Annotated in this window: 14 protein-coding genes; 3 read left to right on the top strand and 11 right to left on the bottom strand. The window is 64.0% G+C overall.

The features are described from left to right. Window positions 1–88: 88 nt before the first annotated feature. On the top strand, window positions 89–604 hold the full coding sequence (locus V1286_RS36980) for a MarR family winged helix-turn-helix transcriptional regulator (RefSeq protein WP_334488709.1): 516 nt from the start codon (window positions 89–91) through the stop codon (window positions 602–604). Window positions 605–614: 10 nt separating this feature from the next. Here V1286_RS36980 and V1286_RS36975 read toward each other — a convergent pair whose 3' ends face one another. Then, window positions 615–2,477 (bottom strand): feruloyl-CoA synthase, encoded by a 1,863-nt coding sequence (locus tag V1286_RS36975; RefSeq protein ID WP_334488706.1) that lies wholly within the window; start codon window positions 2,475–2,477, stop codon window positions 615–617. Between the two features lie 35 nt (window positions 2,478–2,512). Between V1286_RS36975 and V1286_RS36970 the strand changes: the two genes are divergently transcribed. Together V1286_RS36970 and atzF are read left to right on the top strand one after the other, a co-directional pair. Beyond that, window positions 2,513–3,163, top strand: a complete 651-nt coding sequence (locus tag V1286_RS36970) for a MarR family winged helix-turn-helix transcriptional regulator (RefSeq protein ID WP_334488703.1) — start codon at window positions 2,513–2,515, stop codon at window positions 3,161–3,163. 212 nt (window positions 3,164–3,375) lie between these two features. Continuing rightward, window positions 3,376–5,184: an allophanate hydrolase gene (gene atzF / locus V1286_RS36965; RefSeq protein WP_334488700.1), complete on the top strand. Its 1,809-nt coding sequence runs from the start codon at window positions 3,376–3,378 to the stop codon at window positions 5,182–5,184. A 123-nt stretch (window positions 5,185–5,307) separates the two neighbouring features. Here atzF and V1286_RS36960 read toward each other — a convergent pair whose 3' ends face one another. From V1286_RS36960 to ugpB, 10 genes are all read right to left on the bottom strand, one after another. Then, window positions 5,308–6,042: a GntR family transcriptional regulator gene (locus V1286_RS36960; RefSeq protein WP_334488698.1), complete on the bottom strand. Its 735-nt coding sequence runs from the start codon at window positions 6,040–6,042 to the stop codon at window positions 5,308–5,310. Beyond that, on the bottom strand, window positions 6,039–6,449 hold the full coding sequence (gene hpxZ, locus V1286_RS36955; RefSeq protein ID WP_334488696.1) for an oxalurate catabolism protein HpxZ: 411 nt from the start codon (window positions 6,447–6,449) through the stop codon (window positions 6,039–6,041). The genes V1286_RS36960 and hpxZ overlap by 4 nt, the downstream gene beginning before the upstream one ends. Before the next feature lie 2 nt (window positions 6,450–6,451). Further along, window positions 6,452–7,849, bottom strand: a complete 1,398-nt coding sequence (locus V1286_RS36950) for an AtzE family amidohydrolase (RefSeq protein WP_334488693.1) — start codon at window positions 7,847–7,849, stop codon at window positions 6,452–6,454. A gap of 7 nt (window positions 7,850–7,856) precedes the next feature. Next, window positions 7,857–8,039 (bottom strand): DUF4089 domain-containing protein, encoded by a 183-nt coding sequence (locus tag V1286_RS36945; RefSeq protein WP_334488691.1) that lies wholly within the window; start codon window positions 8,037–8,039, stop codon window positions 7,857–7,859. Window positions 8,040–8,060: 21 nt separating this feature from the next. Then, on the bottom strand, window positions 8,061–9,872 hold the full coding sequence (locus V1286_RS36940) for an ABC transporter ATP-binding protein (protein ID WP_334488688.1): 1,812 nt from the start codon (window positions 9,870–9,872) through the stop codon (window positions 8,061–8,063). A gap of 109 nt (window positions 9,873–9,981) precedes the next feature. Further along, a complete protein-coding gene (locus tag V1286_RS36935; protein WP_334488685.1) occupies window positions 9,982–10,881 on the bottom strand; it encodes an ABC transporter permease in 900 nt (299 codons plus the stop codon). 9 nt (window positions 10,882–10,890) lie between these two features. After that, on the bottom strand, window positions 10,891–11,904 hold the full coding sequence (locus tag V1286_RS36930) for an ABC transporter permease (protein WP_334488683.1): 1,014 nt from the start codon (window positions 11,902–11,904) through the stop codon (window positions 10,891–10,893). Between the two features lie 12 nt (window positions 11,905–11,916). Then, a complete protein-coding gene (locus tag V1286_RS36925) occupies window positions 11,917–13,536 on the bottom strand; it encodes an ABC transporter substrate-binding protein (protein WP_334488681.1) in 1,620 nt (539 codons plus the stop codon). 228 nt (window positions 13,537–13,764) lie between these two features. Continuing rightward, entirely contained in the window at window positions 13,765–14,721 is a 957-nt protein-coding gene (locus tag V1286_RS36920) for an aminoglycoside phosphotransferase family protein (protein WP_334488678.1), read from the bottom strand. A 108-nt stretch (window positions 14,722–14,829) separates the two neighbouring features. Then, window positions 14,830–16,206 (bottom strand): sn-glycerol-3-phosphate ABC transporter substrate-binding protein UgpB, encoded by a 1,377-nt coding sequence (gene ugpB, locus V1286_RS36915; protein ID WP_334488677.1) that lies wholly within the window; start codon window positions 16,204–16,206, stop codon window positions 14,830–14,832. Window positions 16,207–16,337 lie beyond the last annotated feature (131 nt).

The raw sequence follows: 16,337 nt of genomic DNA, 5'->3' as shown, positions 1-16,337 counted from the left end.
CGGCCTTCGCGACCACTTCGAAATTACTTATAACTTATAAGTATTTTGAGGATTGTCAATTCACGTGGTGCCGTGCGAGCTATTGCCCATGGGAAGAATCGCCAAAGCTTCGACGCGCAAGGGCAACGGGGCCGCGAGACCGGCCGAGCCGGGTGCGGGCCGAGAGCTCGATCTCACCGCGCTACGGCAGACCCCGGGATTCATGATCCGGATCCTGCAGTTGCAGAACTTCGAGGCGTTTTATCCGTATTTCGACGCGCTAAAACTCTCGCCGCTCGAATACGCCATCCTCGTCGCGGTGCGCGACAACAGGACGGTGACGCAGAGCGAACTTGCCGGCGTGCTGAAAATGCAACTGCCCAATTTGGTAAAAATCCTGTCGCGGATGGAGGAGACCGGCGTCTTGAAACGCAAGCGGTCCACGCGGGACAAGCGGGCGGTCGAGCTCAGCCTCAGCGCGGCGGGCGAGCGGCGCGCCGACGAGGCCAGCCGGCTCGGCGAACGTTTCAATGCACAGACGCTTTCCGCACTCAGCAAGCCCGAGCAGACCGCCTTTCTCCAGATGCTGGTGCGGCTGGTCGAAGCGCACAAGAGCGGGTTTTGAGGCGCAGGTCTCAGCCGGCGCAGCCGATCCATTCGTGCGAGGAATCGTCGTCCAGCGTTGCCACCGCGGCCGCGCGCCGCGTCAGCACCGCGCGCTGGTTGATGTAGCCCTTGTCGGTGATCTCGCCACCGTCGACGGAGGCGATCTCGGCCAGCAGCAGCGCCCGCGTGGCATGGCCAGACGAATTGCCGCTCTGGGCTTTCAGTTTGGCAAGGCCTTGCGCGATTGTAGCCCGCACCTTGTCGTGACCGATCACGCCGTTCACGTCGGCATTATCAGGCAGGCCGGCGTGCGCCCGGCAGGCCGCGATGTTTGGAAATACCAGAAAGCGGATCTCATCGCCGCCATGGCCGGTGACGACAATGTCCTGTGCCAGCGGCGCCAGCGCAGCAATGCCCGCAACGCGCAAGGTGCCGACGCTGACCCAGGTGCCGGAATTGAGCTTGAAGTCCTCGGCGACGCGGCCGTCGAAAAACAGGCCGAGCTCGGGACGCGCCGGATCGGCGAAAGTCACGGCGTCGCCGATCAGGTAAAAGCCTTCCGCGTCGAACGCCTGCGCGGTCAATTCCGGCGCCTTCCAGTAGCCGGGCGTGACGTTCGGGCCGCGCACGCGCACCTCCAGCTTGTCGCCCGACGGCACCAGCTTCAACTCAGTGCCGGGAATCGGCACGCCGATATTGCCGGAGCATTTTGCCTGGAAATGGCAATCGGTCGCGAGCGGCGAGGTTTCGGTCGAGCCCCACGCCGACACCATCGGCATCGCGCGGCCGACGGTCTTGATCGAGAGCTCCTCCAACGCATCCCAGAGATTCTGCGGCAGCGCCGCGCCCGCATAGAAGGCGAATTTCACCTCGTTGAAGAATTTCTTGCGCAACTCATCATCGCTTCGCAGCGCCGCGATCAGCATGTCAAAGCCACGCGGCACGTTGAAATAGACCGTCGGCATCACGCTGCGCAGGTTGGCCAGCGAGGTCGCGAACAGCCCGGGCGCCGGCTTGCCGCCATCGACATAGAGCGTGCCGCCGTTGCGCAGCACCAGATTGAAATTGTGGTTGGCGCCGAAAGTATGGCTCCACGGCAGCCAGTCGAGGATGACGAGATCCTCGCCGCTATTTTCGAGGAACGTCCAGGTCTGCGCCTTGGCCTGCTGGCTCGAGGTCAGCATGCGCTGGGTGTTGATGACGGCCTTTGGCGTGCCGGTCGAACCCGACGTGAACAGGAATTTTGCGATCGTGTCGGGCGCGATCGCGGCAAAGGCTTTTTCGACGTCGGGCGTTTCCGGCGTGGCCGCAATGTTGCGAAACGAGATGGCGTCGGTGTCCCCAGCGCTGCCGCTGACGATCGCGGCCGAATGCAGCGGCCTGATCGCCGCCAGCGCCGCCGCGAACGGTTTCGTGCCGGAAACATAGATCGCGCCGGGCTCGAGCAGCGTGATCATGCTCCGGAGCTTGTCGAAGTCTTTCGACATCAGCGAATAGGCCGGCGAGATCGAGGCCGATGGCACGCCAACATGCTGGGCCGCGAGCGCGAACAGCGCGTGTTCGACGCTGTTATCGGACAGGATCACCAGCGGACGCTCGGCGCTCAGCCCTTGCGCGAGGACCCACGCGGCGCTCGCGCGAACCTGCATCAGCGCGTCCTGGTAGGTGACCGTCGACCACGGCGCATCGGCGCTCGTACGATCGGCGAGAAAAACCCGCTCCGGCGCCTGCCGCGCCCAATGCTCCAGCCAGTCGCCGATGCAACGCGCGCCCGGCTGCAGCCGCACGGTCGACCGCACCAGAATGCTGCCGTCGGCGCGGCGGTCGGCGACAATCGCGGGCATCGCGAACAGGCTGCGGGAATTGTCACCGCTTGCGGCGGCGAGGGTCATGGTTTCCTCCTGTCCCGGCTGGTTACGGGATTGCCGTGCGTCATGCCGGCGTGCAGCTCGAAGGGCTGCTTGGCCCTAATGTTGAGCACAACAATTGTTGTCGTCAACAACAATCTTCCCCTGAAGTGCGCGAAGCGTTAGAAGGAGAGGCGATGGCGGGAAACAGTCACATGCCCAGAACGGCCAAATCGCGCGCAAGCGCGCGACCGCGTTCCGGCCGCAAGCAAGCCGGAAACGGCAGCGCGCAAAGCAGCGTCATGGATGACGAGATCGCCCTCGACGCGCTGGCGGGCCACGCCGGTTATGCGGTACGGCGCTTCCAGATCTGGATTTTTCAGGATTTTATCCGCACGCTCGCCGCCGTCGACATCCGGCCCACGCAGTATTCGGTGATGACGGTGATCGGCGCCAATCCCGGCCTGAGCCAGATGGCGGTCGCCAAGCGGCTCGGGATCGAGCGCGCCAGGTTGGTGCATCTGGTGGACAGTCTCGAACATCGCAACCTCGTCAGCCGCATCCAATCGGCCACCGACCGGCGCTCCAACGCCCTGCACCTGACCGCGCGCGGCAGGACCGCACTGGCGCAGTTCAGGCGGCTCGCCGCTGAACATGAGCGCCATGTGGCCGATAAAATCGGCAAGGAAAACCGCGAGCGGCTGCTGCAAATCCTGTCCGCGTTCACCTGAGCGGGGCCGCAGCCTCGCCTTAGGCCTCACCGCTCATATTTTAGGCATATACTCGGCCGCGCCAAGCACGCAGCATGAGCATGCTCGTGTCCTAAACAACTGATATTACGTACCTATCGTTTAAGGCTGGCGCCATCCAACGATTGTACACAATGGCACATCGCTTGCTTTCATTCGCGGTAACCTTTGCTCGCCGGAGTTTTTTGCTCGCCATGGGGTCTGACACGCCTGAAACCGTTGCCGCCATCGTCGCCGCGCACCGCGCCGCGACCATGACCCCGGCGCAAACCATCGCCCGCTTCTATCAGCGCATCCGCGCCTATAACGATCCGGCCGTGTTCATCAGCCTGCGCGACGAGAAGGAGGCGCTGGCGGATGCCGAAGCGCTGGCCTCGAAGGATGCGGCGGCGCTTCCGCTGTATGGCGTGCCGGTCGCGGTGAAGGACAATATCGACGCGCAGGGTTTGCCGACCACGGCGGCCTGCCCGGCCTTTTCCTATTTGCCCGCGCAGGATTCGACCGCGGTCGCTAAACTGCGGGCGGCCGGCGCCATCATCATCGGCAAGACCAATCTCGACCAGTTCGCAACCGGCCTGGTCGGCGTCCGCTCGCCCTACGGCATTCCCGTCAATCCGATCCGCGCCGATCTGATTCCAGGCGGATCGAGTTCGGGATCGGCGGTCGCGGTTTCCGCAGGCCTCGTGCCGCTCGCACTCGGCACCGACACCGCCGGTTCGGGCCGCGTACCGGCGATGCTCAACAACATCGTCGGACTTAAGCCGAGCCTCGGGCTGATCTCCAACGCCGGGCTCGTTCCGGCGTGCCGGACGCTGGACTGCATTTCGGTGTTCTCGCTCACCGTCGACGACGCGATGACCGCACTGGCTGCGATGGCCGGCCCTGATGGCGCCGACCCGTTTTCGCGCGACCGGCCGCTGGGAGCCGTGTCCGCGTTTCCCGGCCAATTGCGATTGGGCGTGCCGCGCAATGGCCAACTGATCTTCTTCGGCGACCGCGCCGCGGAGAAAGCCTATGGCGAAGCGCTTGCGCGCTGGACATCGCTCGGCGCCACGCTGGTCGAATTCGATCTCGAGCCGTTTTATGAGACCGCGCGGCTGCTCTATGAGGGCCCGTGGGTCGCCGAACGTTATCTTGTCATCCGTGACCTCTTGGCGTCATCGCCGGATTCGATCCATCCGGTAACGCGCGAAATCACGGCCGCCGGTGCGCGGCTCACCGCCGCCGACACCTTTGCCTCGCTCTATCGGCTGCAGGCGCTGCGCCGCGTGGCCGAGCGCGCCTTCGCCAATCTCGACGCGATGGTGCTGCCGACGGCCCCGACCGCCTATTCGACCGCGCAGGTGCTGGCCAATCCGATCGAGCTCAACTCGAGGCTCGGCACCTACACCAATTTTGTGAATTTGCTCGACCTCTGCGGCCTCGCGCTGCCGGCCGCGATGCGCGCGGACGGCATTCCATTCGGCATCACGCTGCTTGCGCCCGCCGGACGCGACGCAGCGCTCGCCAGCATCGGACGGGTGTTTCATGCCGACACCAAACTGAAGATGGGGGCCAAGGGCCTGACGCAGCCCGCGCTCGCGCCATTGCCGGCCGGCACCAGCAACGATGAAATCACCATCGCCGTGGTCGGCGCGCACCTCTCCGGCATGGCGCTCAACGGCGAACTGCAGGTGCTCGGCGGACGCCTGCTCGAAGAGGCCACCACCGCGCCCGATTACAAACTCTATGCGCTCGACACCACGCCGCCAAAACCTGGCATGCTGCGCGTGGACACAGGCGCGGGCAGCTCGATCAAGCTGGAGCTATGGGCGCTGTCGGCCGCAGCCTTCGGCAAGTTCGTCGCCGCGATCCCGCCGCCGCTCGGGATTGGGACGGTACGGCTCGCAGATGGAAGAGGTGTGAAGGGCTTTGTCGTCGAACCTGCCGCGATCAATGGCGCACGCGATATTTCGGCCTACGGTGGCTGGCGCGCGTTCATGGCGGAGAAAGCGGGCGTCTAGCCGTCATTTTGTAGGGTGGGCAAAGCGAAGCGTGCCCACCATCAATGCAGCAGCGGAAAGATGGTGGGCACGGCGCTTAAGCGCCTTTGCCCACCCTACGGTCTTGCGCAAGCGGCGAAAGCCTTACACCGACACCGCGTAGAGCTCATACTCCCCGCGCACCAGTTCGATATGGGCGCGCATCGCGGCCGCTGCACCCGCCTTGTCGCCGCGCATGATGGCGACCACGACGCGGTCGTGCTCGGCGTGCGATTTCGCCAGCCGCCCGAGGTTGCGGAACTGGGCGCGGCGGAACGGCTGCACCCGCACCCGCGTCGCCAGCGTCATCTCGGCGATATAGCCGTTCTGCGAGCCGGCATAGATCGCGTTGTGGAAGCGCTCGTTGACCTCGTGAAAGCGTTCGGGATTGCCGGCGTGGCTCAGCACCCGCAATTCCTCGTGGACCGCTTCCAGCTTCTGGCGATCCCCCGGCGGCATCCGCTCCGCCGCGAGCCCGGCGCACAGCGCTTCCAGTTCCGCCATCGCCTCGAACATTTCAGTCAAACGATCCAGCGAGGGCTGCGCGACCACGGCGCCGCGGTGGGCGCGGGCTTCGACCAGCCCGCTCGCCACCAGTTGCCGCAGCGCCTCGCGAACCGGCGTGCGCGACACGGAAAAGCGCCGCGCGATATCGGTCTCGTCGAGCGCCGATCCCGGCGCCAGCACGCCGCGCACGATCTCGTCGGCCAACTGCAGCCGCAGCTCTTCCGCGCGCGTGACCTTGTTCCGCAGCGACGAAGGCCGATCGACGCGCCGGACCGGCGTCTCGGCCTCCGCGCCGGATGGCGGCGTTGGCGTGCGAAGATCGTCAAGACTCATGACTTCGAATCCACCTTGGGAGCTTCGGGATCATTGATGATGCTGACATGGGCCGCGACAATCCTCCACCCTTCCGGAAAACGTACCCAGGTTTGCATCTGCCGTCCGACTTTGCCCGGCGCGCCCTCGCGATAGAACAGCGTCGAGGCGACCGCCGCGTCACGGCCATAGGTCGTGATCACGGTCTTGTCGGTCCGCCGCATCAGCCCGACCGGCGAGCGGGCGGCGCGGAACGCCATGATCGCGTCGTAGCCGTAGAGATTTTCACCAATGCCGTAGCGCAGCGTGCGGCGATCGTTGCGGAACAGTTCATCGAGCACCGCCACATCGTTCGACACCAGCGCCTTCTCGTAGCGTGCGAATTGCGCGGTCACTTCGGCCAGTACGTCGGGAAGATCGATCTCCATCGTCATAATCCTCTCGGGGCTGGAGCCGCGGCAACGCCCATACGTTCCAGCGCATGTGCAACCCGCAACGCGATATCTTCGCGCCAGGGAGCGGCGATGATCTGCACGCCGATCGGCATCGGCTCCAGCGGCACCGGCACCGCGACGACGGGCAGGCCGATGAACGAAATCGGCTGGGTGTGGATGCCGATATTGGCGCGCACGGGGAGCTCGACGCCGTCGAGCACGAAATTCACCTGACCGAGCTTGGGCGCGATGCAGGGCGTGGCCGGGGCGATGATCACGTCCACCGACTTGAACAGTTCGAGCACCTTTGCGCGATACCAGCGGCGGAATTTCTGCGCGCGATCGACCAAAGGCGCCGGGACCATCGCACCCGCGATCAGGCGATCCCGCACCGCCGGATCGAAATCATTCGGACGTTTTCGCAGCCGGTCGAGATGAAGCGATGCGCCTTCAGTGGTGGAGATCACGTAAGCCGCCGCGCGGGCGCGCGCTGCCTCCGGAATTTCGATTGTTTGCGTGGCATCGAGCGCCTTGGCAACGCGCGCGACAGCCTCGACCGCTTCGGGAAAGACGTTCTTCTGAAAATAGCCGCCGGCCACCGCGACCCGCAGGCCCGAGACACCCTGCGCCAGCAGTGAGGTGACCGGTTCAACCGGCCGTGTCGTGCAGGCCGCGTCATCGGCGTCAGGGCCCTGCATGGCGTCATAGGCCAGCGCGAGATCGCCGACGCTGCGTGCGAACGGGCCGAGATGATCGAAGCTTGCGACAAAGGGAAACGACCGCGCCCGCGACAGCCGGCCGTAGGTCGGCTTCAAGCCAAAGACGCCGCAGAACGACGATGGCACGCGGATCGAACCATTGGTGTCGGATCCCAGGGCGATCGGAACGAGCGCGCCGCCAACCGCACTGCCGGAGCCGCCCGAGGAGCCGCCGGTCATCCGCGTCGGATCATGCGGATTGCGCGACGGACCGTCATGCACGTTCTCGCCCGTAAAATCGTAGGCGTATTCGCCCATGTTGAGCGCGCCGACCAGCACGGCGCCGGCGGCCTCCATGCGCTCGATCAGCGTGGCATCACGCGGCGACGGCGCCAGATCGCGATTGATCTTCGACCCGGCGCGGGTTGAAAGACCTTTGACGTCGAACAGGTTCTTGACCGCGAACGGCACGCCGGCGAGCGGACCGACCTTCTGGCCGGCGGAGATCGCGGCATCGACCGCGCGGGCTTTTGCACGCGCACGGTCGGCGGTGACGTCGGTGAACGAATTCAGAACGGAATCGTGTTTGGCGATCCGCGCCAGCGCGGCCTCGGTCGCGTCAAGCGCGGACAGCTTGCCGTCTGTTACGGCCTGCGCGATTTGTTGGGCTGACAGCCCGTCGGTGTTTACAGTCATGGCGCTATCAGGCTGTGTAGACACTGGCCGGCTCGGTTTCGTCCGGCAGCGGGAATTCATCGACCAGCCGCGCCAGCCTCAGCGACACTTCGAGATTTGCCCGCACGGCAGGCCGCCAGGCTTCCTCGACCGGCAGCGCCAGCGCGTTGGATACGGCGTTGATGTAATCGTCCAGCGGATCGGCGGGCATTTTTCGCTCTCACTCAACTCTCTAGTGAACCGGCAACGGCGGATGCGGGATCGCCGTCAGCAATTCCTTGGTGTAGGCATCCTGCGGATCGCCGAGCACGCGCTCGGACGAGCCCTGCTCGACGATTCGCCCCGCACGCATCACGATGACACGATCGCACAGCAAGCGCACCACGTTCAAATCATGGGACACAAACAAATAACTCATGCCCATCGACGCCTTGAGATCCTGCAGCAGATTGAGCACGACGGCCTGCACGGAGACGTCGAGCGCCGCCGTCGGCTCGTCGAGGATCACGAGCTTTGGATGCAGCGCGATGGCGCGTGCGATGCCGACACGGGCCTTCTGGCCGCCGGATAATTGGTGCGGAAAGCGATCGAGCAGGTTGATGGGCAGGCCGACCAGGCCGGCCAACTCCTCGCAGCGCGCGCGCAGCGCGTCACGTCCCCTGACGTCGCCGAGCTGCATGATCGGATCAGCGATGGCCCGCGCCGCCGTGAAGCGCGGGTTGAGGCTGTCGGTCGGGTCCTGGAACACCATCTGGATGCTCTTGCGCTGCGGCAGTCGCGCAAAGGCCTGCGGCAGGATGGCGCCGATTTCCTCGCCATCGAACAGGATGCGGCCGGAGGTCTGGTCGAGCAGCCGCATCACCATCATCGATGTGGTGGATTTGCCGCAGCCGGACTCGCCGACCAGGCCGACGCTCTCGCCATGCCCGACGGTGAAGCCGATGCCGTCAACCGCGCGGAATATTTCCGTCTCGACCGGCGGCTTGCGGGAGAACAGTTTGCCGAGCACGGCGGTGGCGCCTTGGCGCGGATATTCCTTGACGAGCTTTTCGACGAGGAGGAGGGGTTTCTGCTCCCTCTCCCCGTCCTTCACGGGGAGAGGGTCGGGGTGAGGGGCTCTCTCCACGATCGCAGTCCGCGGAGGCAGCCCCTCACCCGCCGCACTTCGTGCGTCGGCCTCTCCCCGCGCGCGGGGCGAGGCTGAAGAAAGCGCCGCAGGGTCTTCTTCCGGCAGCAAATCCCGCAACGACACGCCGATCCTCGGCGTCGCGCGCATCAGTTTCTTCGTATAGGCGTGCTCGGGCCTGGCAAAGATATCCGCTGACTTCGCCGTCTCCACCACCCGGCCCTTCTCCATCACCACCACGCGGTCGCAATAGGCGGCGGCGAGCCCCAGATCATGTGTGATCAGGATGGTCGACATATTCCGGCGCTTGGTCAGTTCCACGATCAAATCCATCACCGCCTTCTGCGTGGTGACGTCGAGGCCGGTGGTCGGTTCGTCCGCGATCAGGAGCTGCGGATTGCAGGCCAGCGCCAGCGCGATCACGACGCGCTGGCACATGCCGCCGGAAAGTTCGAACGGATAGGCGTGATAGCGCTCGCGGGGACGGGCGATCTTGACTTGCTCCAGCGCCTCGATCGCCTTCTCGCCGCGGTCGCTGCCCGCGCTCTGCACATGCTGGCGCAGCACGTCCTCGATCTGGTCGCCCACTTTCCGGATCGGGTTCAGCGCCGCGCGCGGATTCTGAAAGATCATCGAGATTTCGCGGCCGCGCAAATCGCGCATCTCGTTTTCGCTCGCGGCCCTGACGTCGATGCCGGAGAACATCACCGAGCCGTCGGCGATCCGGCCGGCGCGGTCGAGGATCCGCATTACGGCATAAGATGTCACCGATTTGCCGGAGCCGGACTCGCCGACGATGCCAAGCGTTTCGCCCTTGCCGACCGAGATGTTGACGTGCTGCACCGCCTTGACGATGCCACGGCGCGTGGTGAATTCGACGGTGAGGTCGTTGACGTCGAGCAGGGGCTGGGCGGTCATGACGGCCTCCGCAAAAATATCGAAAACAACCCCATGCAAAGTAGAACGGTCAGCCCCCCTGTCGCATTCCCCCTGCGGGGACCGAGACGAGCAAAGCTTGAATCAGCCATCACGTCCTCCGCTGCGGATCGACGATGTCGCGCAGGCCGTCGCCGAGCAAATTGAAGCAGAACACCGCGATCATCAGCGCAAGCCCCGGGAACAGCGCGATCCACCATTCGCCCGACACCATGAAGCCCGCGCCTTCCGCGACCATGATGCCCCATTCCGCCGTCGGCGGCCGCACGCCGAGCCCGATGAAGGAGAGGCCGGCGGCGTTGAGAATGGCGTAACCCATGGTGAGCGACATCTGCACGATCATGATCGGCATGATGTTGGGCAGGATGTGCACCAGCAGAATCCGCATTTCGCCGTTGCCCGACAGCCGCGCCGCCTGCACGAAGCCGGCGTTGCGGCGCACGTTCGCCTCGGCCCGCGCCACGCGGGCATAGAGCGGAAAGTTCACGATCGCGGTGGCGATGATGATGTTCTGCACGGTATTGCCGAGCGCTGCGACGATGCCCATCGCCAGCACGAACAGCGGAAACGCCATGATGGTGTCGGCGACACGGCCGACGATACGGTCGGTCCAGCCGCCGAAATAACCGGCGGCGATGCCGGCCAGCCCGCCCATCAGGAACACCAATGCCACGGAGGCGACCGCGATGAAGGTATCGAGCCGCGTGGCGACGACGACGCGGCTGAAAATGTCGCGGCCCAATTGATCGGTGCCGAACCAGTGCGCCGCGGATGGCGGTTTCAGGGCTGCAGCGGTATCGCTGGCGAGCGGATCGTAAGGCACGATGTAGGGGCCGAAGATCGCGGCGAACAGGATGATCACCAAGAGGCCGAAGGCGAACGCCGTGACGCGGTTCTCGCCGAGCACGTAGCGGGTGTGCTCAAACATCGCTGATAGTCCCGAGGTACGCGCGGGTCCGACGGGCTCAGCGGCAGGCGCAACGCTACTCATCTTCCAACCTCACCCTTCCAGTCGCACGCGCGGATCGATCACGCCGTAGAGAATGTCGATGATCAGATTGAGCAGCACGTACATGACCGCCATGGTCAGCACGAAACCCTGCACCGGCGCGAAATCCGACGAGATCAGCGCTTCCACCGCGTAGGAGCCGATGCCGGGCCAGGCGAAAACTTTCTCGACCAGCACATTGGCCCCCAGCAGGAACGAGAACACCATGCTGAGCGTGGTGATGACCGGTAGCATCGCGTTGCGAAACGCGTAGGTGACGATCACGGTCGACGGCGACAGCCCGCTGGCGCGCGCGGTGCGGACGAAATCGGACGCCAGCACCGCCAGCATCGAGGCCCGCGTCATGCGCGCGATCGGCGCCAGCGAGAAGATTGCAAGCGTTGCCGCCGGCAGGATCAACTGGCTCAGCGCGGAACGAAATGTCTCGAGATCGCGCGCGATCAGGGCGTCGATCAGATAAAGGCCGGTCACGGCGGGCGGCGCGCTATAGAACACGTCGAGGCGGCCGAGCGGCGCCGGCGACCAGCCGAGGCGGAAATAGAACACATAGACCAGCACCAGACCTGTAAAGAATACCGGCAGCGATACACCGGCCGTCGTGGTGATGCGACAGAGATGGTCGATCCAGGAGCCCGGGCGCGTTGCCGCCAGCACGCCGAGCGGGATGGCTATCATGACCGAAACGACGAGGCCGAGCAGCGTCAGTTCGGCAGATGCCGGCAGGCGGTTGCGAATTTCGGTCGCGACCGGCTGGCCCGTGGTGAGCGAGTTGCCGAAATCGCCATGCGCGAGATCGTTGGTGTAGCGGAAAAACTGCTCGATCAGCGGCTTGTCGAAGCCGAGTTTCTTGCGGATCTGCTCAATGGCTTCCTTGCTCGCCGCGGGTCCGGCGAAATAAGCCGCGGGATCGCCGGGCAATGCGCGCGTCAGGAGGAACGTGACGATCACGACCCCGATCAGCGACGGGATCGCAAACATCAGCCGCTTGCCGATCATGGTCAGCATGACGCTCGCCTCTTATGCTTTCACGAGCGCGCGATAATCCAGGCGACGGTGGAACCAGTACTGATAGCCCGACACATTCTTCTGCATCGCGACGTTGACATAGGGCTGATACAGCGGGATGCGCGGGATGTCCTTGAAGGCGAGATCGACAAAACCCTTTACGTCGGTGTCGTATTTGGCGGTGTTGCCGATCGCCGCGGCGTCGACGGCGCCGTGGATGAACTCGTCCATCGCCTTTGACTGGTAGCTCATGGTGTTGAAGATCGAATTCTTGCCGTCATAGCACCAGATGAAGAAATACTCGGGATAATCGAGCCAGCCGGAAAACACGTTGGTGTAGAGCGGCAGCACCTTCTTGTTCAGTTCGGTGCGCCAGTTGGCGCCGGGGATCTTGTTGATGGTGGTCTTGATGCCGATCTGCGCGAGGCTCTCCTGCACCAGCACGCAGAGCGGTTCGTTGACGCCGGCGAAGCCGAGGTCGAACGACAGCGTGGTCTCGAAACCGTTGGGATGGCCGGCCTCCGCCAGCAATGCCTTGGCCTTGGCGATGTCAGTGACGTATTTGGTCGGCTGCGGCCACGCCACCTCGGTGGCCTTGTCGGCAGCGGCGCCGAACATCGGCTTGGCCAGGCCGAACAGCACCGCATCCATGATCTTCTGGTAGGGGATCGCGCACGCGACGGCCTGCCGAACCTTGGGATTGTCGAACGGCGGGATCTTGACGTTCATGCCGATGTACTGGACGCCATTGGAATACGGCACCGAGACGATGTTGAGCTTGCCGCTGTCCTTCAGCTCGACGAAATCCTTGTTCGGCAGATCGTAGGAGATGTCGGCGTCGCCGCGCTCCAGCAGCGCGCGGCGGTTGCCGGCTTGCGGCACCATGCGCCAGATCACGCGCTTGACCTTCGGCAAGGGACCGCCGACCCACGAATCGTTGCGCTCCATGATGACTTCGGTGCCGGCGGTCCACTTCGTCACTTTGTAGGCGCCGGAGCCCGCGGTCTGCTGCTTGGTGTATTCGAGACCCCAGGGATCCTTCTCGGTGGCGTTCTTCTTCACCAGCTCGGAATTGACGATGCAGGGGACGATGACCGCGAGATCCGGCAGAGTCAGGCGATCCTTCTTGGCAAAATCGACCCGTACCGTGTTGTCGTCGACGACGACGAACTGCTCGGGCTTGGTCAGGGAGCCCGCGCCCATCTGGAAGGTCGGAAAACCGCCGACGCTCACCGCGCGATCGAGCGACCACTTGACGTCCTTGGCCGTGACCGGCGCGCCATCGTGGAACGTGGCTTTCTTCTTCAGCTTGAAGGTGACCGACATGTCGCCGACATTCATGTCCTCGGCAAGTTCAGGCTTGAACTTGTCGCGGTCGTAATACGGCACGCCGCCCGGACCGCTCTTCATCTCGTGGCTGATCAGGCGGTCGTAACAATTCCACGACACTTCATAGCCGGGCACGTTGGTGCCGACGCCGTGAATGTCGAGGTTGTTGGGGCCGCTTTCCGAGACAATCAACAGCGTTTCCGACCGCGCATCAGCCTTGGCCGCGGACCAGATCGCCGGCGCGGGCACCATCGCGCCCGCGGCAACGCCGGTGACGGATTTGAGGAAATCGCGACGCTTCATGGGTGATGCTCCAAACGCCAGAGGGGAAACGGCTTTGGAACGGGATCGCAAGGTTTGTGCCAACCGTTAAAACAAAGCTAATCCTCGCCTAAGCCGCTGATTTATCGGCAGGATGGACAACAAACAGGGATTCTCGATTGAGCGCGCCGGCCCATTGATTGCATACAAAGAGGCATATTTGCCTACTTTTAACGCAGATATTTTGAGCGCTCCATTGCTGTGCGACACTCAAATGGGCCAGAGCAAATCCTGCAGTTCACGGAGGTCAGCGGCCTTCTGCTGCCAGCCCGCGATACAGATGCTTCTGGCGGGATCACTGTGACGATGCAGCAGCAACAGCACCATCAGCCGCCGTTTCAGGTCGGGCGTGATATCCGCAGCCGAATATCCGAAGCCCCCAAACAGGCTCCGCACCCGCCGCGGCATGCCGGCGGTCATGAAGGCGCTCGGCCCCAGCAGGTCGTATTCGCCCCTGCCCGTCATCACGTCGCCGAAATCGATCAACCCAGCGAGGTGCCAACCGCCGCCATCGCGGCTCAGCAGGAAATTCTCCGGGATGTATTCGCCGGTCAGGATCACCGGCGGCCCGTCCAGCGCAATCAGCATGGGCGCCGTATCGCGCAGCAGTTCGTCCAGTCCATCCAGAAATTTCTGCGGCAATCCGAGACGCTCGTGCCGCGCACGGCATCCCTCGATCTGCCCGGGCATGAAGACGTCCCAGTTCGGCTCGATCTGCGCGAGCACCCCGGCAGGAACGCGCTGCACCTCGGCAATGGTCTCGCCTATTTCGGCAAGAACGCGTTCCTTGTCCGCTTCCGGCATAGACGGCCACGCGTCCCCACCCAACACCCCCGACAGCCGCGTGATGACGAGATATGGCCATCCGTCGCGCTCCCCTTCGGCGACGGTTTCGGGGATCGCGATACGAAGCTGTCCACGGAGCTGCGCGAGCGTGCTTCGTTCTGAAGCAAATTGGCTGCGAAGAAATGGCGGGAAAATCTTCAGGATGAGTTTTTCATCGAGCGCCACGACGACGTTGGTGCCGGTGGTGAAGACGTGCGGCGCCGCGCATGCCAGGCCGTGGCTGCGGGCGATATCGCGCGCGATCGGCAGCCATTGCGCCGGATCGGCGCGCCAGGCGCGGAAGGGTTCGTAGTCGGTGAATGCCGGCAGCGATGCGGTCATGGTGGCGTTGGACCTTATTTTTCGTCATTGCGAGCGAAGCGAAGCAATCCACGCCTCGGCGCGGGGACAGATGGATTGCTTCGCTTCGCTCGCAATGACGGGGTGGATCTATCTGTCCGGATTGGCCCGCTCGAACTGGCGCAGCAGGCGATTGCCGCGCTCGACGGCGAGGTCGAGGGCTGCCTGCGCGGACTGCTTGGCGCTGAAAACCTGCTCGAGTTCTTCGTCGATCACGCTGCGGATCAGCACAAAGGACCCAAGCCGGATTCCCTTCGAATTCTCGGTCGGCGGCTTCAAGGTGAGTTGCTCGATACCGATCGCCGCACCGGGATCGCGATCGTAGAAGCCTTGCGCGCGGGTGAGGTCGAAGGCGGCGCGGGTGATCGGCAGATAGCCGGTGTGCTGGTGCCAGGCGGCCTGGACTTCCGGCTTCGACAGATAGGCGAAGAACCGCGCGACGCCGGCATATTCGGTGCGCGGCCGGTCGCGCAGCACCCAAAGCGTGGCGCCGCCGATAATGGAGTTTTGCGGGGCGCCTGTAGTTTCGGGCCGGTACGGGATCATGCCGTAACCGACCTCGAATTTGGAATTGGCCTTGATGTCGGCGCGCGTCCCGGACGAGCCGATGAAGATGGCGCATTCGCCCTTCTGAAAACGCGGCTCGGCCGATTGCCCGCGGCCGCTATAGTCAAAAACTTTCGTCGCCTGCCATTCCGCGAGCTGCGCGATGTGCCGGACCACGTCCTGGTTATTGAAGGTCAGCTCCGCATCGAGACCGCCAAAGCCATTGGCCCGGGTCGCCAATGGCAGATTGTGGAACGCGGAAAAATTCTCGACATGGACCCAGGAAGGCCAGGACGTGGTGAGCCCGCAAGGCGAGCCGGCCGCGCGCAGGCGCTTCGCCGCAGCGCCGACCTCGGCCCAGGTCTTCGGCGCCACCTCCGGATCGAGGCCCGCGGCGCGAAACAGGTCCTTGTTATAGTAGAGGATCGGCGTCGAGACATTGAACGGAAACGACAGCATGTTGCCGGCGACGTCGGAATAATAGCCGGTCACGGCCGGCAGATACGCCTCCGGCGAGAAAGGCTCCGACTGATCGCGCATCAAGTCGAACACCGGATAGATCGCGCCCTTTGCCGCCATCATGGTCGCAGTCGCGATCTCGTTGACCTGGACGATGGCGGGCTGGCTTCGCGAACGGAACGCGAAGATCGCTGCCGTCACCGTCTCGGTGTAGTTGCCCTTGTATGTCGGCACGATCCGATAGTCGGACTGCGACGCATTGAAATCGGCCGCCAGCTTTTCGAGCTGCTTGCCGAGCTCCCCCGACATCGCGTGCCACCACATGATTTCGGTGGCGGCCTGCGCCGGAGACGCAAGCGCCGTGGCGGCGAGGGCTGCGAATTGCAAGAATCTCAAGGCCAATTTCACTGGTGATTTCCTTGCTCTGCCGCGCCTTCGATAAATGGGTTCCCAAGCCCTCATAAATCGCTGCGGCTGCGGTTTCAATCCGCCCGGCATCGCCGCAGCGCACAACACAATTTAAGATTGTAGCGAGATTATCAGGATTACTGGCGGAAAACCGGCTGCCGGCCCAACCGCCAATAGCCAAGCAT

Origin of the sequence: Bradyrhizobium algeriense, from assembly GCF_036924595.1 — a bacterium.
Classification (GTDB): domain Bacteria; phylum Pseudomonadota; class Alphaproteobacteria; order Rhizobiales; family Xanthobacteraceae; genus Bradyrhizobium; species Bradyrhizobium algeriense.
This window is presented reverse-complemented; position numbering and strand designations above follow the sequence as displayed.